The following is a 20,693-nucleotide window of genomic DNA, read 5'->3' on the forward strand; positions in this document are numbered from 1 at the left end:
TTCAGAAAAGCCGCTTGCCAGCCCCGGCCCCGCCCGCTAGATAGCCGCCCTGCCCGCAAGGCGGTGCGCACCCGTAGCTCAGCTGGATAGAGCACCAGACTACGAATCTGGGGGTCAGGAGTTCGAATCTCTTCGGGTGCGCCATCTTGCCTTCTTCGTCGGACGAGGAAGGCCCGCAGGTCGTCGCGGCGCCTGCAAATCATTACCCAAGGAAACGACTATCGTGCACGTCTGCCGGCGCATGCAGGTGCGTCGCCACGCGAGGGTCGCGACGCAGCTTGATGCAGAGCCTCAGTCGACGACGCGTACCGCGCGAATGCCGCGCTCGGCCAGCTTTTGCTGCACGCTGTCCTGGCCCGCCAGATGGCCCGCCCCGACCGAAATGAAGGCCGTGCCCGAACCGGCCAGCAGAACCTGGATCTGATCCGCCCAATCCTCATTCCGCCGCGTAAAGAAAGTGGCGTAGAGCTCGGGCGATTCCGCCTTCATCTCCTGACCGATCAGGGCGTCCAGCACCTCGACGTCGCCGGCGGACCACGCGCTCACCATACGGTCGAGCACCGCCCCAGCCTGATCGAACTCCTTCAGGCCCGAGCGCAGCATGGCCAGCTGGGCGTCTTCGGACATATCGGCGATAAAGCCGATCTGCTGGGGCATGGTCTCGAAGCCGCGGATGGGTTTGCCTGTAGCCGCGGCACGGGCGTGCAGGACCTGGTCCCCCCCGTTTGCCGCCACATAGCCGGCCTTCTGGATGGAGGCGAGGGCCAGTTGCAGGCTGGCCAGCCAAGGACGCAGCGGGTCCAGTTGCGCCGCCGTCGCGCCGACCGTGCGGGCCACTGCGTCCAGATCAGCGAACTCCTCTGCGGTCAGCAGACCGGACAGGGGACGATCGGGCGAAATCCCCTTGGCCTGGACCAGCGGCGCCACGCCAGACTGGTCATTCAGGTCGGCGATCTCGAACCAGTATTCGTCGGCGCTGGCGAAAGCCTTGTCCACGCGCGCCGTCCCCCAGGGCGTCTCGGGCTTCAGGGCGTGGATCGTGCCGAACAGATAGAGGGTGGAATCCTCGTCCCTCACCACCCACAGCCCCGGCCCCGAACCGGTTGGCGCAGCGACGGTCTCGACCGGGCTGGCGACCGCGGCCTGGGCCATCGCGGGCGGCGTCAGCAGCAGGGCCGAAAGGGCCGCACCAACCGCCAGGGTTGATCGGACACAGGCGCTCAATGCGGCGACAGGCATGACGGAAGTCCTTTGAGACAGGGCGGCGAGAAGGCGCGTCGATCGGCGGGCGCTATTCCTCGTCAGAGAAGATGGATTCGATCGGCAGCTGAAACAGGCGCGCGATCTTGAAGGCCAGCGGCAGGGAGGGGTCGTAACGACCTGTCTCCAGCGCATTGACGGTCTGACGCGAGACGCCGAGTTCGGTGGCCAGGTGGGCCTGGCTCCAGTCGCGCTCGGCGCGCAGGACCTTGAGGCGGTTGTTCATCCCGCCCTCCTCAGCGCCGACCCAGCCACCACCAGGCCCAGGCGACGCCGTAGCCGATCAGCATCAGGGTCAGCATGGCGAAGGCGCCGGTGGCGGCGTAGGCGGCGGGATCGACCCGATCCGCATACCAGGCGGGAATGTCGATCGCCGCGGCTTGCGGAAGAGAGGCCATGATGACCAGGGCGCCGCCCACGGCCATGCCGCTGGAACCGCCCCAATACCAGGCCCACTTGTGCGCTTCCTGCGCCGCCTCGTCGATGGAGGACATCCACTTCAGGCTGACCCACATGGCGACCAGCATGGTGAAGACGGCGAAGACGCCGACGGTCCAGAGCGCCGCTGAACTGGACATGACGTCCTGGCCGCTGGCCTTCATGAAGCCCAGCACTCCGCCGGTGACGAGGGCCGCCAGGACCACCAGCCCAAGCCCCACGGCGGACTGGATGAGAAGTTTACGCTTGCCGGCCACGCCGCCCCTCCTGAGTTGACAAGCGTGTTTTACACCAGCCCATGGCGTCGTCAAGCAGACCCTAGTCGACAGGCGCGTTCAGAAGCTCCGGGCGGCTGAGGGTGCGCGGCGACTGCTCGACGGGCGGCAGGTCGGGCAGGTCCTTGCCTTCGTGATCGACCTTGAGGTCCTCGAAACGGCGCGCCGAGACCATGACCTGGCTCTCCAGCGAGCCGACGAACTGGTTGTAGCGTCCGACCGCCGCGTCCAGCGCCTTGCCCACCGAGGCGGCATGGCCGCCCATGACCGACAGCCGCTTGTAGAGCTCCTTGCCCAGCTTGGCGACGTCCTCGGCGTTGCGCGCCTGCTCCTCGGCGCGCCAGCCATAGGCGACCGCCTTGCACAGGGCGAACAAGGTGGTGGGCGTGACGATGACCACGCGCGAGGCCATGGCCTGGGTCATCAGATCGGGCTCGTGATCGAGGGCGGCGGCCAGGAAGGCGTCACCCGGCACGAACATGGCGACGAAGTCCGGGCTGGGCTTGAACTGGTCCTGATAGGCCTTGGACGACAGCTGGCGCACGTGGGTCTTCATGCTGGCGGCGGTGCGGGCCGACATGGCGCGCCCTTGCGCTTCCTCGTCGCCGTCGGCCTCGTCGGCGAAGGCCAGGGAGACCTTGGCGTCGATGACGAACATGCCGCCGCCGGGCAGTTTGACGATGAAGTCGGGACGCTGCTGACGGCCCTCGTCATTGGCCGAGGAGTTCTGCTCCTCGAAGTCGAAGCGTCCGGCCATGCCGGCGGCCTCCAGCACATTGCGGCAGGTCTGTTCGCCCCAGCGGCCGCGACGGCCGGTGTTGCCCTTCAGGGCCTCGGTCAGGCGACGCGCTTCGTCGCGGGTGGCGGTCGAGGCGGTCATCAGGGCGGCCAGCTGCTCCTTCAGCCCGCCGGTGTCCTCGGCGCGGGTCTTCTCCAGCGCGGCGACGTGTTCCTGGAACTTGGCGAGCGTGTCCGAAACCGGCTTGAGCTGGGCCTCCATCCGCTCGCGGGCGACGCGGTCCTGGGCCTGGAAGGTCTCGGTGGCGCGGGCCACCAGCTTGGTCGCCACGGCCTCGGCCGACTGCGAGGCCTGGGCCTTGAGGAAGTCGGCCATGGAATCGCGGCTCTCCTCCATCAGCTCCAGCCGGGCGTCGGCGGCGTCCAGAGCGCCTTTCGCCTTCTGCCAGCCCATGAAGGCCCAGAAGAAGCCGCCGACAGCAGCCACGGCGACGACCAGCAGGATGAGTTCGAGCGTGTTCATGCTCCGTTCCTAGCCGGAGTCGCGGGCGGAGAATAGTCACCCTCTCCCGATGGGAGAGGGCTTGAGCGCACGAGAGCGTCAGCGATCGTTCTTGCGCGAAAGGGTGAGGGTTGGCGGGTGAAGTTGGTCGAAGGCCGCCGCGAGACGGCTTGCGCCGACTGACGGGGCGGACCCTCACCCTTTCGCCTGGCGGCTCGCCTTCGGCTCTCCGAGGCTCAAGCCCTCTCCCATCGGGAGAGGGAAAAGTTACGCCGGCCGTCGCGCCCGCAGCGCCTGAACGATCGTGCCGTCGTCCAGCCAGTCCAGTTCGCCGCCGACGGGGACGCCGCGCGCCAGAGACGTGACCTCGACGCCCGCCGCCGACAGGCGTTCGGCGAGGTAGTGGGCGGTAGTCTGGCCGTCGACGGTGGCGGGCAGGGCCAGGACGACCTCCCTCGCCTCGCCGCCTTTTGCCCGGCCGATCAGCTCGGCGATGCGCAGCTGTTCAGGGCCGACGCCGTCCAGCGCGGACAGCAGCCCGCCCAAGACGTGATACTTGCCGCGAAAGGCGCCCGAGCGCTCCATGGCCCATAGGGCGCCGGCCTCTTCAACGACGCAGATCAGGGCGTTGTCGCGGCTGGTGTCGGAACAGATGGAGCAGGGATCGCGCGTGTCGGGCGAACCGCAGACCGAGCAGTTGACGACCTTCTCGGCCGTTTCGGCCAAGGACGCGGCCAGCGGAACCAGCAACTGTTCGCGCCGCTTCAGCAGGGCCAGGGCCGCGCGTCGGGCCGAGCGCGGGCCCATGCCCGGCAGCTTGGCCAGCAGGCTGATGAGCCGCTCGATTTCCGGCCCGGCGGAGGCGGCCATCAGAAGAGTTTCGGCATTCCCGGGATGTTCATCCCGGCCATCGGGCCTGCGGCCTCGCGCATCAGGGCGTTGTTGACCTCGTCCAGCTTGCGCTTGGCGTCGGCGTGGGCGGCGACGATCAGGTCGGCCAGGATCTCGCCTTCGCCAGGGGCCATCAGGCTGTCGTCGATCTTCACCGAAGTGATTTCACCGGGGCCCTTCAGGGCGATGGAGACAAGGCCGCCGCCCGAGGTGCCCTCGGCGGTGGATTCGGCCATTTTCGCCTGGGCGTCCTGCAGCTTTTGCTGCATGGCCTGGGCCTGTTGCATCAGGGCGTTGAGGTCTTTCATGCCTCCTAGATAGGGCGATCCGCAGCCGGGCTCCAGACCCTGTGGTCGAACATTGATCTACATCAGCAACAGATTTTGTAGCCAATCCTCTTGACGCAGCCGCGCGCCGAGCCATATTCGCCACAACTGAAGTTACTAATCCTGTTCAGGAGCTTTTCCCATGGCCTTCGACACCCTCACCGCCCGCGACGTTCCGGTTTCCGACGCCGTTCTGGCCCAACTGTTCACCGAGGCGCGCACGCGCAACGGCTGGAGCGACCGCCCCGTGTCCGAAGACATCATCCGCAAGCTCTATGACCTGACCAAGTTCGGCCCGACGGCGGTCAACATGACCCCGGCCCGCTTCGTCTTCGTCACCTCGCCCGAGGCCAAGGCCCGGCTGTCGACGCACATGGCCGAAGGCAACCGCGCCAAGACCCTGGCCGCGCCGGTCAACCTGATCATCGCTCAGGACATCAACTTCCACGACACCCTGCCCAAGCTGTTCCCGCACGCGCCCGGCGCCCGCGACTGGTTCCTCGATGAAGCCGGTCGTCGTGAGGCCGCCTTCCGCAACGCCTCGCTGCAGGGCGGCTATCTGACCATCGCCGCGCGCGCCCTGGGTCTGGATGTCGGTCCGATGTCGGGCTTTGATGCGGCCGGCGTGAAGGCCGAGTTCTTCCCCGACAGCCATGTCGAGCCGAACTTCATCATGAACCTGGGCTACGGCACCGACGAGAACCTGTTCCCGCGTTCGCCCCGCCTCGACTTCGAGGAAGCCGCGCAGATCCTGTAAACGTGAAAGCGGCGAGGACGATCAGTCGTCCTCGCCCGCCTCGTCGTCTTCCGGGATGGCGGGCATTTCCACCGCCGGCGCCAGGGTCTTGATCTCCTTGATCTCGGCGCCGGGGAAGGCCTGCATGATGGACACCACGAAGGGGTCCGCCTCGACCGCCGCACGGCGGGCGGAGCGGGCCTTTTTCTCGATCTCGATCAGGGTCTCGCCGCCGCCCTGACCATTGGCGGCGATCAGCCAGGTGCGTCCGGTCCACTCCTTGAGCCGCGAGGCCAGGCGCCGCGCCAGATCGACGGGCGAACCCGCCGCCGGTTCATAGACGATGGCGCCCGGCTTGAACGACACCGGCTTCACATAGCGCTCGACGTCCATCTGCAGCGTGATTTCACGCTTGTCGCCGATCAGGGCGACCACGGCCTCAAAGGTCTGGGGATCGGGAAAGGCCGGTTGGGTCACGGGCCGCGCCGCCAGCATGGCCGAGGCGCCGCCGCCTCCGCCACCACGAGGACCGCCCGCGCCGCCGCCGCCCGGCAGGGTTCCGCCCGACTGGATGGCCTTCAGCGCCTCTTCCGGTCCCGGCAGGTCGGCGGCGTAGGCCAGACGGACGATGGCCATTTCCACCGCGTCCGCCGGGTTGGGCGCGCGCCGGACCTCGTCCAGCGCCTTGAGCAGCATCTGCCAGGTGCGCGACAGGGTGCCGGCCGAAATCGCCGCGCCCAAGGCCGTCAGCTTCTGCGCCTGATCATTGGGCAGGCGCGTGGCGTTCGGGCCCAGCATCTTGGCGACCGAGGCCGCGTGGCAATGCTCCAGCAGGTCGTTGGTCACCTGCACCGGATCGGCGCCATAGCCGTAGAGGGTGCGGAAGTTCTCCAGGGCCTCGGCCGTGCGTCCGGCCATGACGGATTCGAACAGGGCGATGGTCTGGGTGCGGTCGGCCAGGCCCAGCATGTCGCGCACGGTCGCGGTCTGCACCGTCGCGCCGCTCTCGGCCTGAACCAGAGCCTGATCCAGCAGGGAGAGGCCGTCGCGCACCGAGCCTTCGGCGGCGCGCGAGATCAGCGCCAGGGCCTCCTGCTCGATCTTCATGCCTTCGCGGTCGGCGATGCGGCCCAGGTGGCCGACCAGGACCTCGGGCTCGACGCGGCGCAGGTCGAAGCGCTGGCAGCGCGACAGGATGGTCACCGGGACCTTGCGGATCTCGGTGGTGGCGAAGATGAATTTGGCGTGGGGCGGCGGCTCTTCCAGCGTCTTCAGCAGGGCGTTGAACGCCTGCGTCGACAGCATGTGAACCTCGTCGAGGACATAGACCTTGTAGCGGGCCTCGACCGGGGCGTAGCGGACGCTTTCCAGAATGTCGCGGATGTCGTTGACGCCGGTGTGCGAGGCGGCGTCCATCTCCATGACGTCCATGTGCTGGCCGGCCATGATCGCCGCGTCATGGCGGCCGTGCGCCGACAGGCTCAGCGACGGCTTGTCGATGACGTCGGTTTCGTTGTTCAGGGCGCGGGCCAGCAGGCGGGCGGTCGTCGTCTTGCCGACGCCCCGCACCCCGGTCAGCATGAAGGCGTGGGCGATGCGGCCCGTCGCGAAGGCGTTGGTCAGGGTCCTGACCATGGCCTCCTGACCGATCAGGTCCTCAAAGGCGCGCGGGCGGTATTTGCGGGCCAGAACCTGATAGGCGCCGTCGTCGGCCGGCTCGTCCGCGAAGGGCTCAGCCTTGATCGGCGCGAGCGTCGGCGCCGCGACCGGCGCCGCAACAGGCTCAGGCGCAGCAGGGGGCGCGCCGAACATGTCGTCGGTGTTCTCGTCCCGCTCGGGAACGTCCTCCTCCCAAGGAGGGCCATCAAGATCAGGATCGACGTCGCTCATGATCCTGTCTTAGCGCGAGAGGGCGCGGTCGCGCACCCCCTCGCGAGAGACGGAAGCTCAGAGATCGGTGGGCAGACGACCGCCGTTGTCCTTGATCTTCTGAATCACTTGGGCGTGCAGCCAGATGTTCATGCTGGCGCTGTCGGACTTGTCGCCCGTGTAGCCCAGCTCGTCGGCCAGCTCCTTGCGCTCGGACAGCGAGGATTCCAGTCCCACCAGCTTCATCAGATCGACGATGGAGGTGCGCCAGTTCAGCTTCTGCGCCCTCTGGTCGTTCATGAAGTCGAGGATGCCGGCGACATCGACCTCGGGCGCCGGAGCGGCGGCGGCCGGGGCGGCGGGCGCCGCCTGAGGCGCGGCGGGAGCTGCGGTCGGCGCAGGCGCCGCCGGGGCGGCAGGGACCGCCTCTTCCTTCTTCTTCTTGAAGATGCCGCCAAGGATGGACCCGAGAATGCTCATTCGCCTGCTCCTGAAAGGTGAAGCCCTTTCAGCGGGCCAGAGCGATTCTGGTTCCGTGAAGCTTGAGAACGACGTCAAGCGACCATTGTTCTTCAAGAATGGCCTGATAGCATGCCTGACCATAGCTCGGGGAACACATGAGATACTGCACAATCACGGCCCTCGCCGCCGCCCTGGCGCTCGCGAGCCCGGCAACCGCCGAGCCGTTCCAGTCCTTCGTTGATATTTGCATGGCGAACGACGCCAACGCTCCGGCAATTGAAAGAAGCCTGAATGACCGTGAGTGGGTCGAAATGCCGGCGGAAAGCCTCGGCGACTTGGGCGCGCAATTCCGAAATCCATCACTTCGTCTCAACTTCAATCCGAACGGATTGAACGAGGGCGAATTCGCCGCTGCCGCTGAGACCATGGAGCTTGTGCTGACTGGCTGGGGCGACGGCAAATCCGTCTTCGACATCGAAGGCTTCAGACTCGACTCCTGCATGCTTATGTCGCCGAAGACGGACAGCCAGACGCTCAACGACCTCATGACCGCCCATCTCGGCTTCGCGCCCGAAACGGACGGCGAGTTGACGATATGGGCCTACTCTAGAAAAGACGGCCGCTTCGTACCCGAAACGGGATTGGACAGCCTCGAAGATGAGGCCCTCATCGCGGAAATACGGAAGCGCCAAATCTACGTCATCTACGCCTTGAACGAAGATGACATGACCGGCTTTGCGCTCGGCGCAATTCGACCAGCCTCATAGACCTCGGCCGCATCGACAATGTGGGGAAGGTGGAGACCGCGACCCGAAGGTGAATTCGTTGTGGCTGCTGCCTTCCGGCCCTGACCAGATTGGCGAAGCCTTCGCCCGCGATCTCCGAGGAGGGATATGACGGCTGACGACGCGGGAATCAAGACCCCTCCCCGCGTCGTCTTGTCGGGGGTATGAAGCGCCATGCCCCACACCAACGTCTTCTCCGGCAATCCGCTCGACCGCTCGGGCGACCTTCGCAACGATATCGCCTGGCTGGGCGAGCAGGAAGCCAATCCCGAGGCCCTGGCCATGGTGCTGTGGGAGGGGCGGCCCCTGGTCGAGGATCATGAGGGCGGGCAGCGCCTGGTCTGGTTGGCGCTCGGCCACGGACGCGATCTGGTCCCGGACCGCGACGTCTTCCTGGGGCTGTGGAAGGGCGCTCCGGTCTTCGCCGTGGAGTTCGAAAGCTCCATCGACCCGACCACGGGCCCGGCCGGCGGTCTGGGCCAGTTCCTCGAGATGCGCGCGGCGGCGGCCGTCCTGTCGGAAAGCGACGTCGCCATCGCGGGGACAGCCAAGAGCCTGTTCGACTGGCGTCGCCGTCACGGTTTCTGCGCCGCCTGCGGCAAGGCGTCGGATCAGGCCTCGGGCGGCTGGCGGCGGGTCTGCCCGGCCTGCGGGGTCGAGCATTTCCCACGCGTCGATCCGGTCGTCATCATGCTGCCGGTCTACAGGGGCGGCGCTGAACCGCGCTGCCTGCTGGGCCGTCAGGCCGCCTGGCCCCAGGGCCGGATGTCGGCCCTGGCCGGCTTCATGGAGCCCGGCGAATCCATAGAGGAGGCCTGCGCCCGCGAGGTGATGGAAGAGGCGGGGCTGACCGTGTCGGGCGTCGCCTATCACTCCAGTCAGCCCTGGCCCTTCCCGGCCCAGCTGATGATCGGCCTGATCGCCGAGGTCACCCACGACAACGCCGCCCCGGACCAGACCGAGCTGGAAGCCGTGGCCTGGCTGACCCGCGCCGAAGCGCGGGCGGTGCTGGCCGGGACTCACGGGACGATCCACGCCCCGCCGCCGTTCGCCATCGCGCGGCGGCTGCTGGAAACCTGGGCGGAAGAGGCCTGACCCTCTTTCCCTCCCCCAAGTGGGAGGGAGGGGCGCAGAGTTTTGTCTTCAGCCGCCCTGGACCGAGGACCAGGTGCGGACCGCTCCGGCGGTCGCGGCTGCCGGGGCGACCGCAGCCGACGCCGCCGTCCGCTCGGCCAGCCAGCGCAGGTTGGCGTCGGCCACCTCGGGCGGCAGATCGCGGCGCAGGATCTGCTCGGCCTCCGCCGTCTTGCCCTGCAGACCCAGAGCCAGGGCCAGGTTCTGACGCACCTTCAGCGTCGCACCCGGCTGGGCGACAGCGCGGCGCAGCAGAATTTCGGCCGAGGGGGCGTCGCCCTCGCCCATGCGGGCGATGGCGGCGTTGGTCAGGACATCGGGATTATCGGGCGACAGATGCAGGGCCTCGTTCCACGCGGCCTTGGCGTCATCGCTGCGGCGCACCTGCTGATAGGCCACGCCCAGCAGCGACAGGGGGCGCCAGTCGCGCGGCGCGGCGGCGCGCGCCTGCTCCAGCGCGGCGATGCCGTAGAAGGCCTGACCGCGCGCGATGTGGGCGCGACCGACCTCCAGCATGGCCTCGAGATTGGCGGGCTGGACGGTCAGAACGCTTTGCGCCGTCTCGGCCGCCTGATCGAACTGGCCCATTTCGCGCAAGGCCTGGGCCAGCTTGACCCCGGCCATCGGATCCATGGGATTGATCTGCTGTTCCTGCGACCAGAAGACCGAACGGCTGAGGGCGTCGGCGCGGTCGTAGCTGGCCCGCGTGGCGGCGTCGGCGGGCTGACGCGCAGGCGCAGCGCTCGCCGCCGGGGCGGCGGTCTGGGCCTGAACGGCGCCCGACAGGCCCCAAAGAGCCAGCGTCATGGTTGCGGCGGCGGCGGCGGTGCGCGACATGGAGAGGGTCCGGACGGTTTCCTGCGGCGCCAGCGTCGCGCCTCCGGGTCAAGGTTTGGTTAATCGGCCTTTAAGGGCCGGAAAGGCTCGCCCCATGTCCGTGGTTCACTCCGATCTGCTGATCGCCGCTTCTGACGCTGCGCGCCCGGTGCGCGTGGTCGCGCAAGGACAGGGGCTGACCGGCAAGCAGGCGGCCTGGGCCGAGGCCAACGGCTTCACCGGCAAGGCGGGTCAGCTGCTGATCGTCCCCGGCGACGACGGCGCGGCGGTCGAAGCCCTGTTCGGCGCCGGCGAGGCCTTCGAGGCGATGAGCGCGCGGTCGCTGCCGACGCGTCTGCCCGCGGGCGACTGGCGTCTCGAGGGTGTCGAAGGCGAGGCCGCGTCGCAGGCGGCCCTGGCCTTCGCCCTCGGCGGCTATCTGTTCGACCGCTACAAGGCCCGGCCCGAGCGCGGCCGCGCCCGTCTGGTGGCCCCGGCTAGTCTCGACCTGAGCGAAGCGCTGAACATCGCCGGCGCCGCCGCTCTGGCGCGCGAAATGGTCGACACCCCCGCCGCCGACATGGGGCCGCTGCAGATCGAGACCATCGCCCGCGAGATCGCGCAAGGCTCGGGTGCAAGCCTGACCGTCACCACCGGCGACGCCCTGCTGGAAGAGAACTACCCGGCCGTACACGCCGTCGGCCGCGCCGCCGCCCCGCACCGCGCGCCGCGCGTGCTGGAGATCGGCTGGAAGCTGGACCAGACCGACCTGCCGCTGGTGGCCCTGGTCGGCAAGGGGGTGGTGTTCGACACCGGAGGCCTGGACCTCAAGCCCGCCGCCGGGATGCGCAACATGAAGAAGGATATGGGCGGCTCGGCCCACGCCCTGGCGCTCGGCCGTCTGATCATGCAGGCCGACCTGCCGGTGCGTCTGGTGGTGCTGGTCGCCGCCGTCGAGAATGCGGTGTCCGCCGACGCCTTCCGTCCCGGCGACATCCTGTCGAGCCGCAAGGGTTTGACCATCGAGATCGGCAACACCGACGCCGAGGGCCGCCTGATCCTGGCCGACGTCCTGACGCGGGCGGGCGAGCACAATCCCGACCTGACCCTGGACTTCGCCACCCTGACCGGCGCAGCGCGCATGGCGCTCGGCCCCGAACTGCCGCCGCTCTACACCGATGACGAGGCCCTGGCCGAGGGCATCCTCAGCGCCGGGCGGGCGGTCGGCGACCCCCTGTGGCGGATGCCGCTGTGGGCCGGCTATCGCGCCTCGCTGGAGAGCGAAATCGCCGATGTTCGCAATGATTCCGCGGCCTGGGCCCAGGCCGGGTCGGTGACGGCGGCGCTGTTCCTGCAGAAGTTCGCGCCGACGACAGGGGCGTGGGCGCACATGGACATCTTCGCCTGGAACCCGCGCGCCCGTCCGGGCCACCCGGAAGGCGGCGAGGCCCAGGCCCTGCGCGCCTGCTATCGCTATCTGCGCGACCGATTCGCCAAATAGCCAAGGCTGTTAACGCCCGATTTGGCTTCGGCGTTTACAAACGGGAGTTCACCGCGTGAAACGCCGCCGAGGCCCTGTTTGTCCGACCTTCTGGCTCTTCTCCCGCCCGGCCCGCCTCTGATCCTTCGGGACGGAGACCGGATCGTGCTGGCCGAGCAGGCGCTGGAAGGCCTGATGCCGGCAGAGGCCTATCGCCAGACCGAGGCCATGCACTGCCGGGTCCCGGTCGCAGACATTGTGTCCGACGCGGATCAACGCATCGACCAGTTGCTGCATGGCGAGGCCTTCGACGTCCTGCATCGCCAGGGCGATCGCGCCTGGGGCCGCGCCCGTCGCGACGGGATCGTCGGCTGGGTGGCGCTCGATCTTCTGTCGCCCGGCGCGCCCCTGGCCAACCGCCGCGTTTCTTCCATTTCCGCCGCCCTGCCGCTGAACGCCCTGGTCGGCGAAGCGGCCGAGGGGCTGGACGAGGCCGATCTGCAACCCGTCGGCGATTTCGAACCCGAGCCGGTCGCCGTGGCCGAACGCCTGCTGGGCCGCCCCCATGCCCTTGGCGCTCGTTCTTCGTTCGAGACCGACTGTTCGGGTCTGGTGCAACAGGCTCTGCTGGCCTGCGGTCTGCCCGGCCCGCGCCGTTCGGACGCCCAGGCTGACCTCGGTCGTCCCATCGCGCGAGCAGAGGCCCAACGCGGCGATCTGGTCGTCTGGATGGCCCCGGCGGGGGACGACTGGACGGGCCACTCGGCCATCATGGTCGACGCCGATCAGGTCATCCATTCCACCGGCGCGCGCGGCGGCGTGGTCATCGAGACCCTGGCCGAAGTCGAGACTCGACTGACCGGCGAAGGCTTCGCCTCGGCGGTGTTCCGGCGGATCTAGGTCTCAATATTCCGCTCATCCCCGCGGAGGCGGGGATGAGCGGATATGAGGGAGCCAAACGCAGAAAAGGCGACCCGAAGGCCGCCTTTCCCAATCATTACGATTGTCCGTCGCCTCAGGCGGCGGGGGCCGCCGCAGGAGCCGCAGCAGCCGGAGCCGCACCTTCAGCCGCCGGAGCAGCAGCGGCGTCAGCCGGGGCAGCCGCCGCATCAGCAGCCGGAGCCGCAGCAGCGGCGCCCGGTTGGCGGGCCGGATCAGCGGCCGGAATGGCGAAGCCAGCCGAGCCTTGCGTGCGCAGCCAGGCGATCAGGTTGATGCGGGTCTTCTCGTCGCGGATGCCGGCGAAGGACATCTTGGTGCCGGGGATGTAACGGCCCGGCGCGGTCAGGAAGTGGTCGATCTCGTCATAGCCCCAGGTCGGCGCCTCGGCCTTGTGCTTGGCCATGGCGTCCGAATAGGCGAAGCCCGCGCGGTGCATGGCGGGACCGCCGATGACGCCGAACAGGTTGGGGCCGATGCCGTCAGCGCCGCCCGAGGTGGCGTTGTGGCAGGCCTGGCAGCGCGCAAAGGCGGCTTCACCGGCGGCCAGGTCGGCGGTCGGCAGGACCGTGCCCCAGTCGATCGGCAGGGCGGCCGGCTCGCCGCCAGCGGATTCTTCCGGCGCGTCCACAAAGTAGCCCATCTTTTCAGGCTGCTTGGTGGAATACACCATGCCCGAAACCTGCTGGACCACCAGGATCACAAAGGCGGTGCCCAGGCACGCGCCCATAATCTTGTTCCACTTCAGATCGCCGCTCATGCGCGTCGTCGCTTCCCGTCTCTAATGAGCCCCCCAACCGCGAAGCGGCCTCAGGCGTATTCTTGCGTCGGCGTCTCTGACACGCTAGCGCGACCTTCGCAACCGGCCCGGCCGCATCCGGGCGCCTCTGGACGTCGTCAAGCTGATGAATCCGCTGATAATGATACCCGCTCGCATGGCGGCGACCCGTTTGCCGAACAAGCCCCTGGCCGATATCGGCGGCAAGCCCATGATCGTGCGGGCCTGGGAACAGGCGTCCCTGTCCGGTTTCCGCGTCGTCGTGGCGGCGGGCGATCCCGAGATCGTCGAGGCGGTCGAGGCGTCGGGCGGTCTGGCGGTCCTGACCGATCCCGACCTGCCCAGCGGTTCGGATCGCATCCGTGCGGCGGTCGAGGCGGTCGATCCTGACGGCGCCCACGACATCATCATCAATATTCAAGGCGACATGCCCTTCGCCTCACCCGATCTGGCCCGCGCCTGCGCCGACTTGCTGACCCGCGAATCAGCCTGCGACATCGCCACCCTGGTGGCGGCCGAGGCGGAGGCGTCGGACCGCGCCAACCCCGACGTGGTGAAGGCGGTCCTGGCCCTGCCCGAAGACGAGACCAGCGGCCGCGCCCTCTACTTCACCCGCTCGACCCTCTATGGCGACGGGCCGATCTGGCGCCACGTCGGCATCTACGGCTATCGCCGCGAGGCCCTGATGCGTTTCTGCGCCGCTCCGCCGTCGCCGCTGGAGAAGCGCGAAAAGCTGGAGCAGCTGCGCGCCCTGGAAATGGGCCTGCAGATCTGGGCCTCGATCATCGACGCGGCGCCGCTGTCGGTGGACAATCCGGCGGACCTGGAGGCGGCGCGGGCTCTGGCCTGATGAGCCTCAAACGCCTATCTTCACCCCATGATCGACGACCTCTACAGCGCACGCATCCTGTCGCTGGCGGCCAACCTGCCGCACAGCGGGCGGCTGGCTGCGCCTGAAGGGACCGCCGAGCGCGTGGCCAAGCTGTGCGGATCCAAGGCCATCGTCGACGTGACCCTGGACGACGAGGGCCGTATCAAGGACTTCGCCCAGACGGTGAAGGCCTGCGCCCTGGGCCAGGCGGCGGCGGGCGTGGTCGGCGAGAGCATCCTCGGCGCCACGGCATCCGAAATCGTCGAGGCCCGCGACGCCATGCTGGCCATGCTGAAATCCGGCAGCGAAGGCCCCGAGGGCCGCTTCGAGGCCTTAAGGGTGCTGAAGCAGGTGGCGGACTATCCCGCCCGGCACGCCTCGACCATGGTGGCGCTGGAGGCCACGCTCGAAGCCGTCGATCAGGCGTTGGCCAAACACCACAGCGATACGCGAACTCGTCTCGCCGGCGCGGCCTGAAGGTTTCGTCCGGTTGATCCCCCTGCCATGAAGAGGGATAAGCGGCGCGAACCCGAAACAGAGCCCCCGGCGAAGGGACAGATGTCTCTCTACGAACGCAGCGTCCGCGCGGCCCATCGGGGCTACAAGGTGACGCTGTCCCCCTTCTTCGGCCAGTCGTGCCGGTTTCTGCCGACCTGTTCGGACTATGGGCGCGACGCCCTGCTCCAGCATGGTCCGGTTCGGGGGGGATGGCTCACCGTGCGCCGTCTCTGTAAATGCCATCCCTTCGGCGGTTCGGGCTATGATCCCGTGCCGCCCGCCAAGATCGAAAAAGAACGACCGTCATGATCGAACTGAAATTCCCCGACGGCGCCGTGCGTCAATATCCGACCGGCTCGACGGGCCGCGACGTGGCCGCCGCCATCTCGCCTTCGTTGGCCAAGAAGGCGGCCCTGGTCGTCTGGAACGGCGAGCAGCGCGACCTGGACCGCGTCATCGACGGGAACGGCGACTTCCGCCTGCTGATGCGCGACGATCCCGAGGCGCTGGAGACCATTCGTCACGACGCCGCCCACGTCCTGGCGCAGGCGGTGCAGGAGTTGTTCCCCGGCACCCAGGTCACCATCGGCCCGGCCATTGAGGACGGCTTCTATTACGACTTCGCCCGCGACGAGCCCTTCTCGACCGACGACTTCGCCAAGATCGAAAAGAAGATGGGCGAGATCATCGACCGGGGCGCGCCGCTGGAACGCCAAGTCTGGGAGCGTGACGCGGCCATCGCCCACTTCGAAAAAATCGGCGAGACCTACAAGGCCGAGCTGATCCGCGACCTGCCGGACACGGAAACCATCACCGTCTACAAACAGGGCGAATGGGCCGACCTGTGCCGGGGACCGCACTTCCCGACCACCAAGTTCGTCGGCAAGGCCTTCAAGCTGACCAAGCTGGCCGGCGCCTACTGGCGTGGGGACAGCAGCCGCGCCCAGTTGCAGCGCATCTACGGCACGGCCTGGGCGACCCAGGCCGACCTGGACGCCTATCTGCTACGCATCGAGGAGGCCGAGAAGCGCGACCACCGCAAGCTGGGCCGCGCCATGGAGCTCTTCCACATGCAGGAAGAGGGCCGCGGCATGGTCTTCTGGCACCCCAAGGGCTGGGTCCTGTGGCGCGTGCTGGAGGCCTATATGCGCCGCCGCCTGGACGCCGCCGGCTATGTCGAGGTCAAGACGCCGCAGGTTCTGGACCGCAAGTTCTGGGAAGCCTCGGGCCACTGGGAGAAGTATCGTCCCAACATGTTCGTCTGCGAGACGGTGGAGGGCGAGACCCTTTCCCTCAAGCCGATGAACTGCCCCGGCCACGTGCAGATCTTCGATCAGGGCCAGCGCTCCTATCGCGAACTGCCGCTGCGCATGGCCGAGTTCGGCGCCTGTCACCGCTATGAGCCGTCGGGTTCGCTGCACGGCCTGATGCGCGTGCGCGGCTTCACCCAGGACGACGCCCACATCTTCTGCCGCGAAGACCAGATCGTCGACGAGACGGCCGAGTTCATCAAGCTGGCCCAGTCGGTCCACGCCGACCTCGGCATGGAGACGGCCTACATCAACCTGGCCACCCGTCCCGACGTCCGCGCCGGGTCGGACGAGTTCTGGGACAAGGCCGAGGCCCAGATGGCCGAAGCCGCCCGTCACGCAGGCGTCGAGGTGGTGATCGCCGAGGGCGACGGCGCCTTCTACGCGCCCAAGCTGGACTTCATCGTCAAGGACGCCATCGGCCGAGAATGGACCTGCGGCACGATCCAGCTGGACTATGTCCTGCCCGACCGTCTGGACGCGACCTATATTGCCGAGGATGGCCAGAAGCACCGCCCGGTCATGCTGCACCGCGCGATCCTGGGCTCGTTCGAGCGCTTCATCGGCATCATGATCGAGAACTACGCCGGAGCCTTCCCGCTGTGGCTGGCGCCGACCCAGGCCGTGGTGGCCACCATCACCTCGGATGCCGACGGTTACGCCGAAGAAGTGGTCGCGAAGTTCCGCGCTGCGGGCCTGCGCACCGAGATCGATCTGCGCAACGAGAAGATCAACTACAAGATCCGCGAGCACTCGGTCGGCAAGGTGCCCGCCATCGCCGTCGTCGGCCGCAAGGAGGCCGAGGAAGGCAAGGTCGCCATCCGCCGCCTGGGCTCGCAGGCCCAGACCATCGTCACCGTCGAGGAGGCCATCGCCATCCTGACCGACGAGGCCCTGGCCCCGGACCTGAAGCGAATCCGCGACGGTCAAGCCTGAAGATGACAACGCCCCGGTCGAAAGACCGGGGCGTTTTTCCTTGCCCCCCTGCGGGCGGTCACTGTGCGGTCATTCCCCCGTCGATCTTGAACTCGGATCCGGTGACGAACTTGGACTCGTCGGAGGCCAGGTAGAGGACGCAGTAGGCCACGTCGTCGGGCTCGCCGATGCGCTTCAACGGGATGCCGCGCGCCAGCTTGGCGTGGGCCGTGGTTTCGTCGCCGCCGGCCATGGCGATGAAGGGATCGAGGATCGGCGTCTTGATGAAGACCGGGTGGACCGAGTTGGCGCGCACATTCCAGCCCGCCTGCGCCGCCTCCAGCGCCACCGTCTTGGTGTAGAGCCAGACCGCCGCCTTGGTGGCGTTGTAGGGTCCCATGCCCGGCGCCGCGACCAATCCGGCGATCGAGGAGATGTTGACGATGGAGCCCGCGCCCGAGGCCCGCAGATGCGGCATGGCGTGCTTGCAGCCCAGCATGACGGATTCCAGATTCACCGCCTGCAGCCGCCGCCAACGCTCCAGCGTGTCCTGCTCGGCCCAGACCAGCCCCCCGCCGATGCCGGCGTTGTTCACCAGAATGGACAGACCGCCCATGTCCTCGGCGGCGGCGGCGACCACGCGGACCCAGTCGTCCTCGCGCGTCACGTCATGCTCATAGGCGAAGGCGGCGCCGGAATGCTCGGCGTTGATGCTGTCCGCCAGAGCCCGCGCCCCGGTCAGGTCCACATCGGACACCGCGACCCTTGCCCCTTCCCTGGCCAGCATCCGCGCCATGGCCTGACCCAGACCGCCCGCCGCCCCGGTGATGAGGGCGGCCTTGCCGGCGACACGGCCGGAACGGGGGGCCGTCACTCGACCAGACCTTTAACGGCGCCGTCGATGAAGCGGGCCATGGCGATGTCTTTCTCGGTCACGCCACCCGCGTCATGGGTGGTCAGCAGCACCTCGACCCGGTTGTAGACGTTCGACCATTCCGGATGGTGGTCCGCCTTGTCGGCCAACAGGGCGACACGGGTCATGAAGCCGAAGGCGGCGTTGAAGTCAGCGAACCTCAGCGAGCGGGCGATGGCCGGGCGCGGGTCGTCGGCGCGACGCCAGTCAGGCAGGTCGGCCAGAACTTCGGTCACGTCGAGGGCGGCGGTCATGGGCGTCTCCTTGATTTTCTTGAGGCGTATCGTGGCCTTGGGCAAGCGACAAGCCGTGACGCCGCGTCAGCCTGTCGATGTTCTGCGACGCTTCCCCGGATGACGCCGCCCGCATGAGGCGTTACACCCGCATCCATGACCCAGGCCGATCCCTCCCCCTCCTCTGGCAAGACCTCCTCCTTCGGCTTCCGCGACGTGGACGCCAAGGAAAAGGTGCAGATGGTGCGCGGCGTCTTCAACTCCGTCGCGTCCAACTACGACCTGATGAACGACCTGATGAGCGCGGGCGTGCACCGCCTGTGGAAGGACGCCACGGCGGCCAAGCTGAACGCCCGTCCCGGCGAGGTCATCCTCGACATGGCTGGCGGCACCGGCGACATGGCGCGGCGCTATTCCAAGATGGCGCACGCGGCCCAGCAGCGGCGCGGCGGCGAGGACGCCACCGTCATCGTCATGGACTACAACGCCGAGATGATCCTGAACGGGGTGGCCAAGGGCGGCGAGCCCGAGATGGCCTGGGGCGTGGGCGACGCCATGAACCTGCCCTTCCCCGACGCCTGCCTGGACGCCTATTCGATCAGCTTCGGCATCCGCAACGTGTCGGACGTGGCCGGCGCCCTGAAGGAGGCGCGGCGCGCGCTGAAGCCCGGCGGTCGCTTCATCTGCCTGGAGTTCTCGCATCCCACGACCGGCGCCCTGAGGAAGGCCTATGACGCCTGGTCCTTCCACGCCATTCCGCGCATCGGTGAATGGGTCGCCAAGGATCGCGACAGCTATCAGTATCTGGTCGAGAGCATCCGCCGCTTCCCCGACCAGGCGACCTTCAAGCGCATGATCGAGGACGCCGGCTTCAGCCGCGTCAGCGTCACCAACCTGTCGGGCGGGATCGCCGCCATCCACCACGGGTGGGCGATCTGAGCCGGCTGTCCGTCAAGACCCCGCCGCCCGCGCCCACGCCGGAACCCGTCCGCGATCCGCTGGGCGCGACCCTGCGCCTGATCGGCTGGGGCTGGGTGCTGGCGCGTCACGACGCCCTGATCCCGCGCGAGGTCAATCCTCTGCTACCCGCCTGGACCCGGCCGTTCGCTCGGCTGGTGCAGGCCTTCGCCAGCCGCAAGCATCGCGCCGGTCGGCCCGGCCAGCGCGTCGGTCAGGCGTTTGAGCACCTCGGCCCCGTGGCCATCAAGCTGGGTCAGGTTCTGGCCACCCGCGCCGACATCTTCGGCATCCAGTTCGCCCAGGACCTGGGCCGGCTGAAAGACAAGCTGCCGCCCTTCCCGCTGGAGGAGGCCCGCGCCGAGATCGAACGTTCGCTGGGCCGCCCGGTCGAGAGCCTGTTCCACAACCTGGGCGCCCCGGTCGCCGCCGCCTCCCTGGCCCAGGCGCACCCGGCCTATCTGGCCGACGGCCGCAAGGTGGCGGTCAAGGTGCTGCGCCCCGGCGTCGAGCGCCGCGTGGCGCGCGGTCTGGACTCCATGCGTCTGGGCGCCAAGCTGGTGCAGAAGTTCGTCGAGCCCGCCCGGCGGCTGGAGCCGCAGGCCTTTGTCGAGATCATCGCCCGCGCCCTGTCGCTGGAGCTGGACATGAGGCTGGAGGCCGCCGCCGCCTCTGAACTGGCCGAGGTCATGGCCAAGGACGGCTATATGTCCGCCCCCGCCATTGTCTGGGACGGGGTCGGCAAGCGGGTGCTGACGCTGGAATGGGCCGCGGGCCTGCCCATGACCGATCCGACGCTGGAGACCCTGCCCGGCCTCGACAAGGACGCCCTGGCCGACAAGGTGGTGCGCGCCTTCCTGATCCAGGCTCTGGACCACGGCGTCTTCCACGCCGACCTGCACGAGGGCAATCTGTTCGCCGACGCTCCGGCCCAGATCACCGCCATCGACTTCGGCATCGTCGGGCGGCTGGGCCCGGCCGAGCGCCGCTATCTGGCCGAGATCCTGTGGGGCTTCATCAGCCGCGACTACGACCGCATCAGCCGCGTCCATTTCGAGGCCGGATACGTGCCGCCGCACCACTCGGTCGACACCTTCGCCCAGGCCCTGCGTGCGGTCGGCGAGCCGGTGATCGGGCGTCAGGCCAGCCAGGTCTCGATGGGCCGCCTGCTGGGCCAGCTATTCGAAATCACCGCCCTGTTCGATATGCATATGCGGCCCGAACTGGTGCTGCTGCAAAAGACCATGGTCTCGGTCGAAGGCGTGGCGCGCCGCCTCAACCCCGACCACGACCTGTGGGAGGCGGCCAAGCCCGTGGTCGAGCGCTGGATCAAGCGCGAACTTGGGCCGCAGACCCAGATCAGGCAGACCGTGGAAGAGGCCCTCGCCACGCTGAAGGCCCTGTCGCATCTGGCGCAGAACCCGCCGCAATCTCAGGCGTTTGTGATCGAGAAGGCCGGAACCCGGCCCTGGGTGGTCGCCGCCGTCACCGTCGCCGTCTGTGCGTCGGTCGCCGCCTTGGTCCTGACACTCTGGCCGATGATCGTCGTCTGACGTTTCTTCGGAGC

At 68.2% G+C, this 20,693-nt stretch carries 23 protein-coding genes, 1 tRNA gene and 1 other RNA gene; 12 read left to right on the plus strand and 13 right to left on the minus strand.

Annotation, left to right across the window (positions count from 1 at the left end; all coding sequences use genetic code 11):
• The first annotated feature begins 67 nt into the window (after window positions 1-67).
• Window positions 68-144, plus strand: a tRNA-Arg gene (locus tag IFE19_RS14775).
• Window positions 145-291: 147 nt separating this feature from the next.
• On the opposite strand, the gene IFE19_RS14780 is transcribed toward IFE19_RS14775, so the two are convergent.
• The 6 genes from IFE19_RS14780 to IFE19_RS14805 all read right to left on the minus strand — a co-directional run bounded on the left by IFE19_RS14780 (window position 292) and on the right by IFE19_RS14805 (window position 4,412).
• Window positions 292-1,239, minus strand: a complete 948-nt coding sequence (locus tag IFE19_RS14780; protein WP_207823571.1) for a TraB/GumN family protein — start codon at window positions 1,237-1,239, stop codon at window positions 292-294.
• A 52-nt stretch (window positions 1,240-1,291) separates the two neighbouring features.
• Complete coding sequence (locus IFE19_RS14785; protein WP_105562535.1) at window positions 1,292-1,486, minus strand: helix-turn-helix transcriptional regulator; 195 nt, start codon at window positions 1,484-1,486, stop codon at window positions 1,292-1,294.
• A gap of 10 nt (window positions 1,487-1,496) precedes the next feature.
• Window positions 1,497-1,955 (minus strand): hypothetical protein, encoded by a 459-nt coding sequence (locus IFE19_RS14790; RefSeq protein WP_207823573.1) that lies wholly within the window; start codon window positions 1,953-1,955, stop codon window positions 1,497-1,499.
• 61 nt (window positions 1,956-2,016) lie between these two features.
• Complete coding sequence (locus IFE19_RS14795; protein WP_207823575.1) at window positions 2,017-3,234, minus strand: DNA recombination protein RmuC; 1,218 nt, start codon at window positions 3,232-3,234, stop codon at window positions 2,017-2,019.
• A gap of 246 nt (window positions 3,235-3,480) precedes the next feature.
• Complete coding sequence (recR, locus tag IFE19_RS14800) at window positions 3,481-4,083, minus strand: recombination mediator RecR (protein WP_207823578.1); 603 nt, start codon at window positions 4,081-4,083, stop codon at window positions 3,481-3,483.
• Window positions 4,083-4,412 carry a YbaB/EbfC family nucleoid-associated protein gene (locus IFE19_RS14805; RefSeq protein WP_207823580.1) on the minus strand — a complete coding sequence of 110 codons (330 nt, stop codon included), beginning with the start codon at window positions 4,410-4,412 and terminating at the stop codon, window positions 4,083-4,085. Before IFE19_RS14805 ends, recR begins: the two co-directional genes overlap by 1 nt.
• A gap of 160 nt (window positions 4,413-4,572) precedes the next feature.
• Between IFE19_RS14805 and IFE19_RS14810 the strand changes: the two genes are divergently transcribed.
• Entirely contained in the window at window positions 4,573-5,187 is a 615-nt protein-coding gene (locus IFE19_RS14810) for a malonic semialdehyde reductase (RefSeq protein ID WP_207823582.1), read from the plus strand.
• 21 nt (window positions 5,188-5,208) lie between these two features.
• Here IFE19_RS14810 and IFE19_RS14815 read toward each other — a convergent pair whose 3' ends face one another.
• The gene (locus IFE19_RS14815; RefSeq protein WP_207823585.1) at window positions 5,209-7,056 is read right to left on the minus strand and encodes a DNA polymerase III subunit gamma/tau; all 1,848 of its coding nucleotides are present in this window, start codon (window positions 7,054-7,056) and stop codon (window positions 5,209-5,211) included.
• 57 nt (window positions 7,057-7,113) lie between these two features.
• On the minus strand, window positions 7,114-7,515 hold the full coding sequence (locus tag IFE19_RS14820) for a DUF3597 domain-containing protein (RefSeq protein ID WP_207823587.1): 402 nt from the start codon (window positions 7,513-7,515) through the stop codon (window positions 7,114-7,116).
• Between the two features lie 137 nt (window positions 7,516-7,652).
• Here IFE19_RS14820 and IFE19_RS14825 point away from each other — a divergent pair, with 137 nt between their 5' ends.
• On the plus strand, window positions 7,653-8,264 hold the full coding sequence (locus tag IFE19_RS14825; protein ID WP_207823589.1) for a hypothetical protein: 612 nt from the start codon (window positions 7,653-7,655) through the stop codon (window positions 8,262-8,264).
• A gap of 25 nt (window positions 8,265-8,289) precedes the next feature.
• Here the strand turns inward: IFE19_RS14825 and ffs are convergent.
• Window positions 8,290-8,383: signal recognition particle sRNA small type (gene ffs / locus IFE19_RS14830), an RNA gene on the minus strand.
• Window positions 8,384-8,456: 73 nt separating this feature from the next.
• Here ffs and nudC point away from each other — a divergent pair.
• Window positions 8,457-9,377 (plus strand): NAD(+) diphosphatase, encoded by a 921-nt coding sequence (nudC, locus tag IFE19_RS14835; RefSeq protein WP_207823591.1) that lies wholly within the window; start codon window positions 8,457-8,459, stop codon window positions 9,375-9,377.
• 48 nt (window positions 9,378-9,425) lie between these two features.
• Here nudC and IFE19_RS14840 read toward each other — a convergent pair whose 3' ends face one another.
• Entirely contained in the window at window positions 9,426-10,253 is an 828-nt protein-coding gene (locus IFE19_RS14840) for a tetratricopeptide repeat protein (RefSeq protein ID WP_207823594.1), read from the minus strand.
• Window positions 10,254-10,347: 94 nt separating this feature from the next.
• Here IFE19_RS14840 and IFE19_RS14845 point away from each other — a divergent pair, with 94 nt between their 5' ends.
• Entirely contained in the window at window positions 10,348-11,733 is a 1,386-nt protein-coding gene (locus IFE19_RS14845) for a leucyl aminopeptidase family protein (RefSeq protein WP_207823595.1), read from the plus strand.
• 144 nt (window positions 11,734-11,877) lie between these two features.
• Window positions 11,878-12,612, plus strand: coding sequence for a C40 family peptidase (locus tag IFE19_RS14850; RefSeq protein ID WP_225910302.1), 735 nt, complete (start codon window positions 11,878-11,880; stop codon window positions 12,610-12,612).
• Window positions 12,613-12,727: 115 nt separating this feature from the next.
• Here IFE19_RS14850 and IFE19_RS14855 read toward each other — a convergent pair whose 3' ends face one another.
• Window positions 12,728-13,411: a c-type cytochrome gene (locus IFE19_RS14855; protein WP_207823599.1), complete on the minus strand. Its 684-nt coding sequence runs from the start codon at window positions 13,409-13,411 to the stop codon at window positions 12,728-12,730.
• A gap of 145 nt (window positions 13,412-13,556) precedes the next feature.
• Here IFE19_RS14855 and IFE19_RS14860 point away from each other — a divergent pair, with 145 nt between their 5' ends.
• From IFE19_RS14860 to thrS, 4 genes are all read left to right on the plus strand, one after another.
• A complete protein-coding gene (locus IFE19_RS14860; RefSeq protein ID WP_207823602.1) occupies window positions 13,557-14,279 on the plus strand; it encodes a 3-deoxy-manno-octulosonate cytidylyltransferase in 723 nt (240 codons plus the stop codon).
• A gap of 27 nt (window positions 14,280-14,306) precedes the next feature.
• Window positions 14,307-14,777, plus strand: coding sequence for an iron-sulfur cluster assembly scaffold protein (locus IFE19_RS14865; RefSeq protein ID WP_207823604.1), 471 nt, complete (start codon window positions 14,307-14,309; stop codon window positions 14,775-14,777).
• Between the two features lie 81 nt (window positions 14,778-14,858).
• A complete protein-coding gene (gene yidD / locus IFE19_RS14870; RefSeq protein WP_105562548.1) occupies window positions 14,859-15,107 on the plus strand; it encodes a membrane protein insertion efficiency factor YidD in 249 nt (82 codons plus the stop codon).
• Complete coding sequence (gene thrS / locus IFE19_RS14875; protein ID WP_207823606.1) at window positions 15,104-17,044, plus strand: threonine--tRNA ligase; 1,941 nt, start codon at window positions 15,104-15,106, stop codon at window positions 17,042-17,044. Before yidD ends, thrS begins: the two co-directional genes overlap by 4 nt.
• 58 nt (window positions 17,045-17,102) lie before the next feature.
• Here thrS and IFE19_RS14880 read toward each other — a convergent pair whose 3' ends face one another.
• Window positions 17,103-17,897: an SDR family oxidoreductase gene (locus IFE19_RS14880; RefSeq protein WP_207823607.1), complete on the minus strand. Its 795-nt coding sequence runs from the start codon at window positions 17,895-17,897 to the stop codon at window positions 17,103-17,105.
• Window positions 17,894-18,190, minus strand: coding sequence for a 4a-hydroxytetrahydrobiopterin dehydratase (locus tag IFE19_RS14885; protein ID WP_207823610.1), 297 nt, complete (start codon window positions 18,188-18,190; stop codon window positions 17,894-17,896). Before IFE19_RS14885 ends, IFE19_RS14880 begins: the two co-directional genes overlap by 4 nt.
• Before the next feature lie 135 nt (window positions 18,191-18,325).
• Between IFE19_RS14885 and IFE19_RS14890 the strand changes: the two genes are divergently transcribed.
• Together IFE19_RS14890 and ubiB are read left to right on the plus strand one after the other, a co-directional pair.
• Entirely contained in the window at window positions 18,326-19,108 is a 783-nt protein-coding gene (locus tag IFE19_RS14890) for a class I SAM-dependent methyltransferase (RefSeq protein ID WP_207823612.1), read from the plus strand.
• The gene (gene ubiB / locus IFE19_RS14895) at window positions 19,096-20,679 is read left to right on the plus strand and encodes a 2-polyprenylphenol 6-hydroxylase (protein ID WP_207823614.1); all 1,584 of its coding nucleotides are present in this window, start codon (window positions 19,096-19,098) and stop codon (window positions 20,677-20,679) included. Before IFE19_RS14890 ends, ubiB begins: the two co-directional genes overlap by 13 nt.
• The last annotated feature ends 14 nt before the right edge of the window (window positions 20,680-20,693 follow it).

Origin of the sequence: Brevundimonas pondensis (genome assembly GCF_017487345.1) — a bacterium.
In the GTDB taxonomy this organism is placed as follows: domain Bacteria; phylum Pseudomonadota; class Alphaproteobacteria; order Caulobacterales; family Caulobacteraceae; genus Brevundimonas; species Brevundimonas pondensis.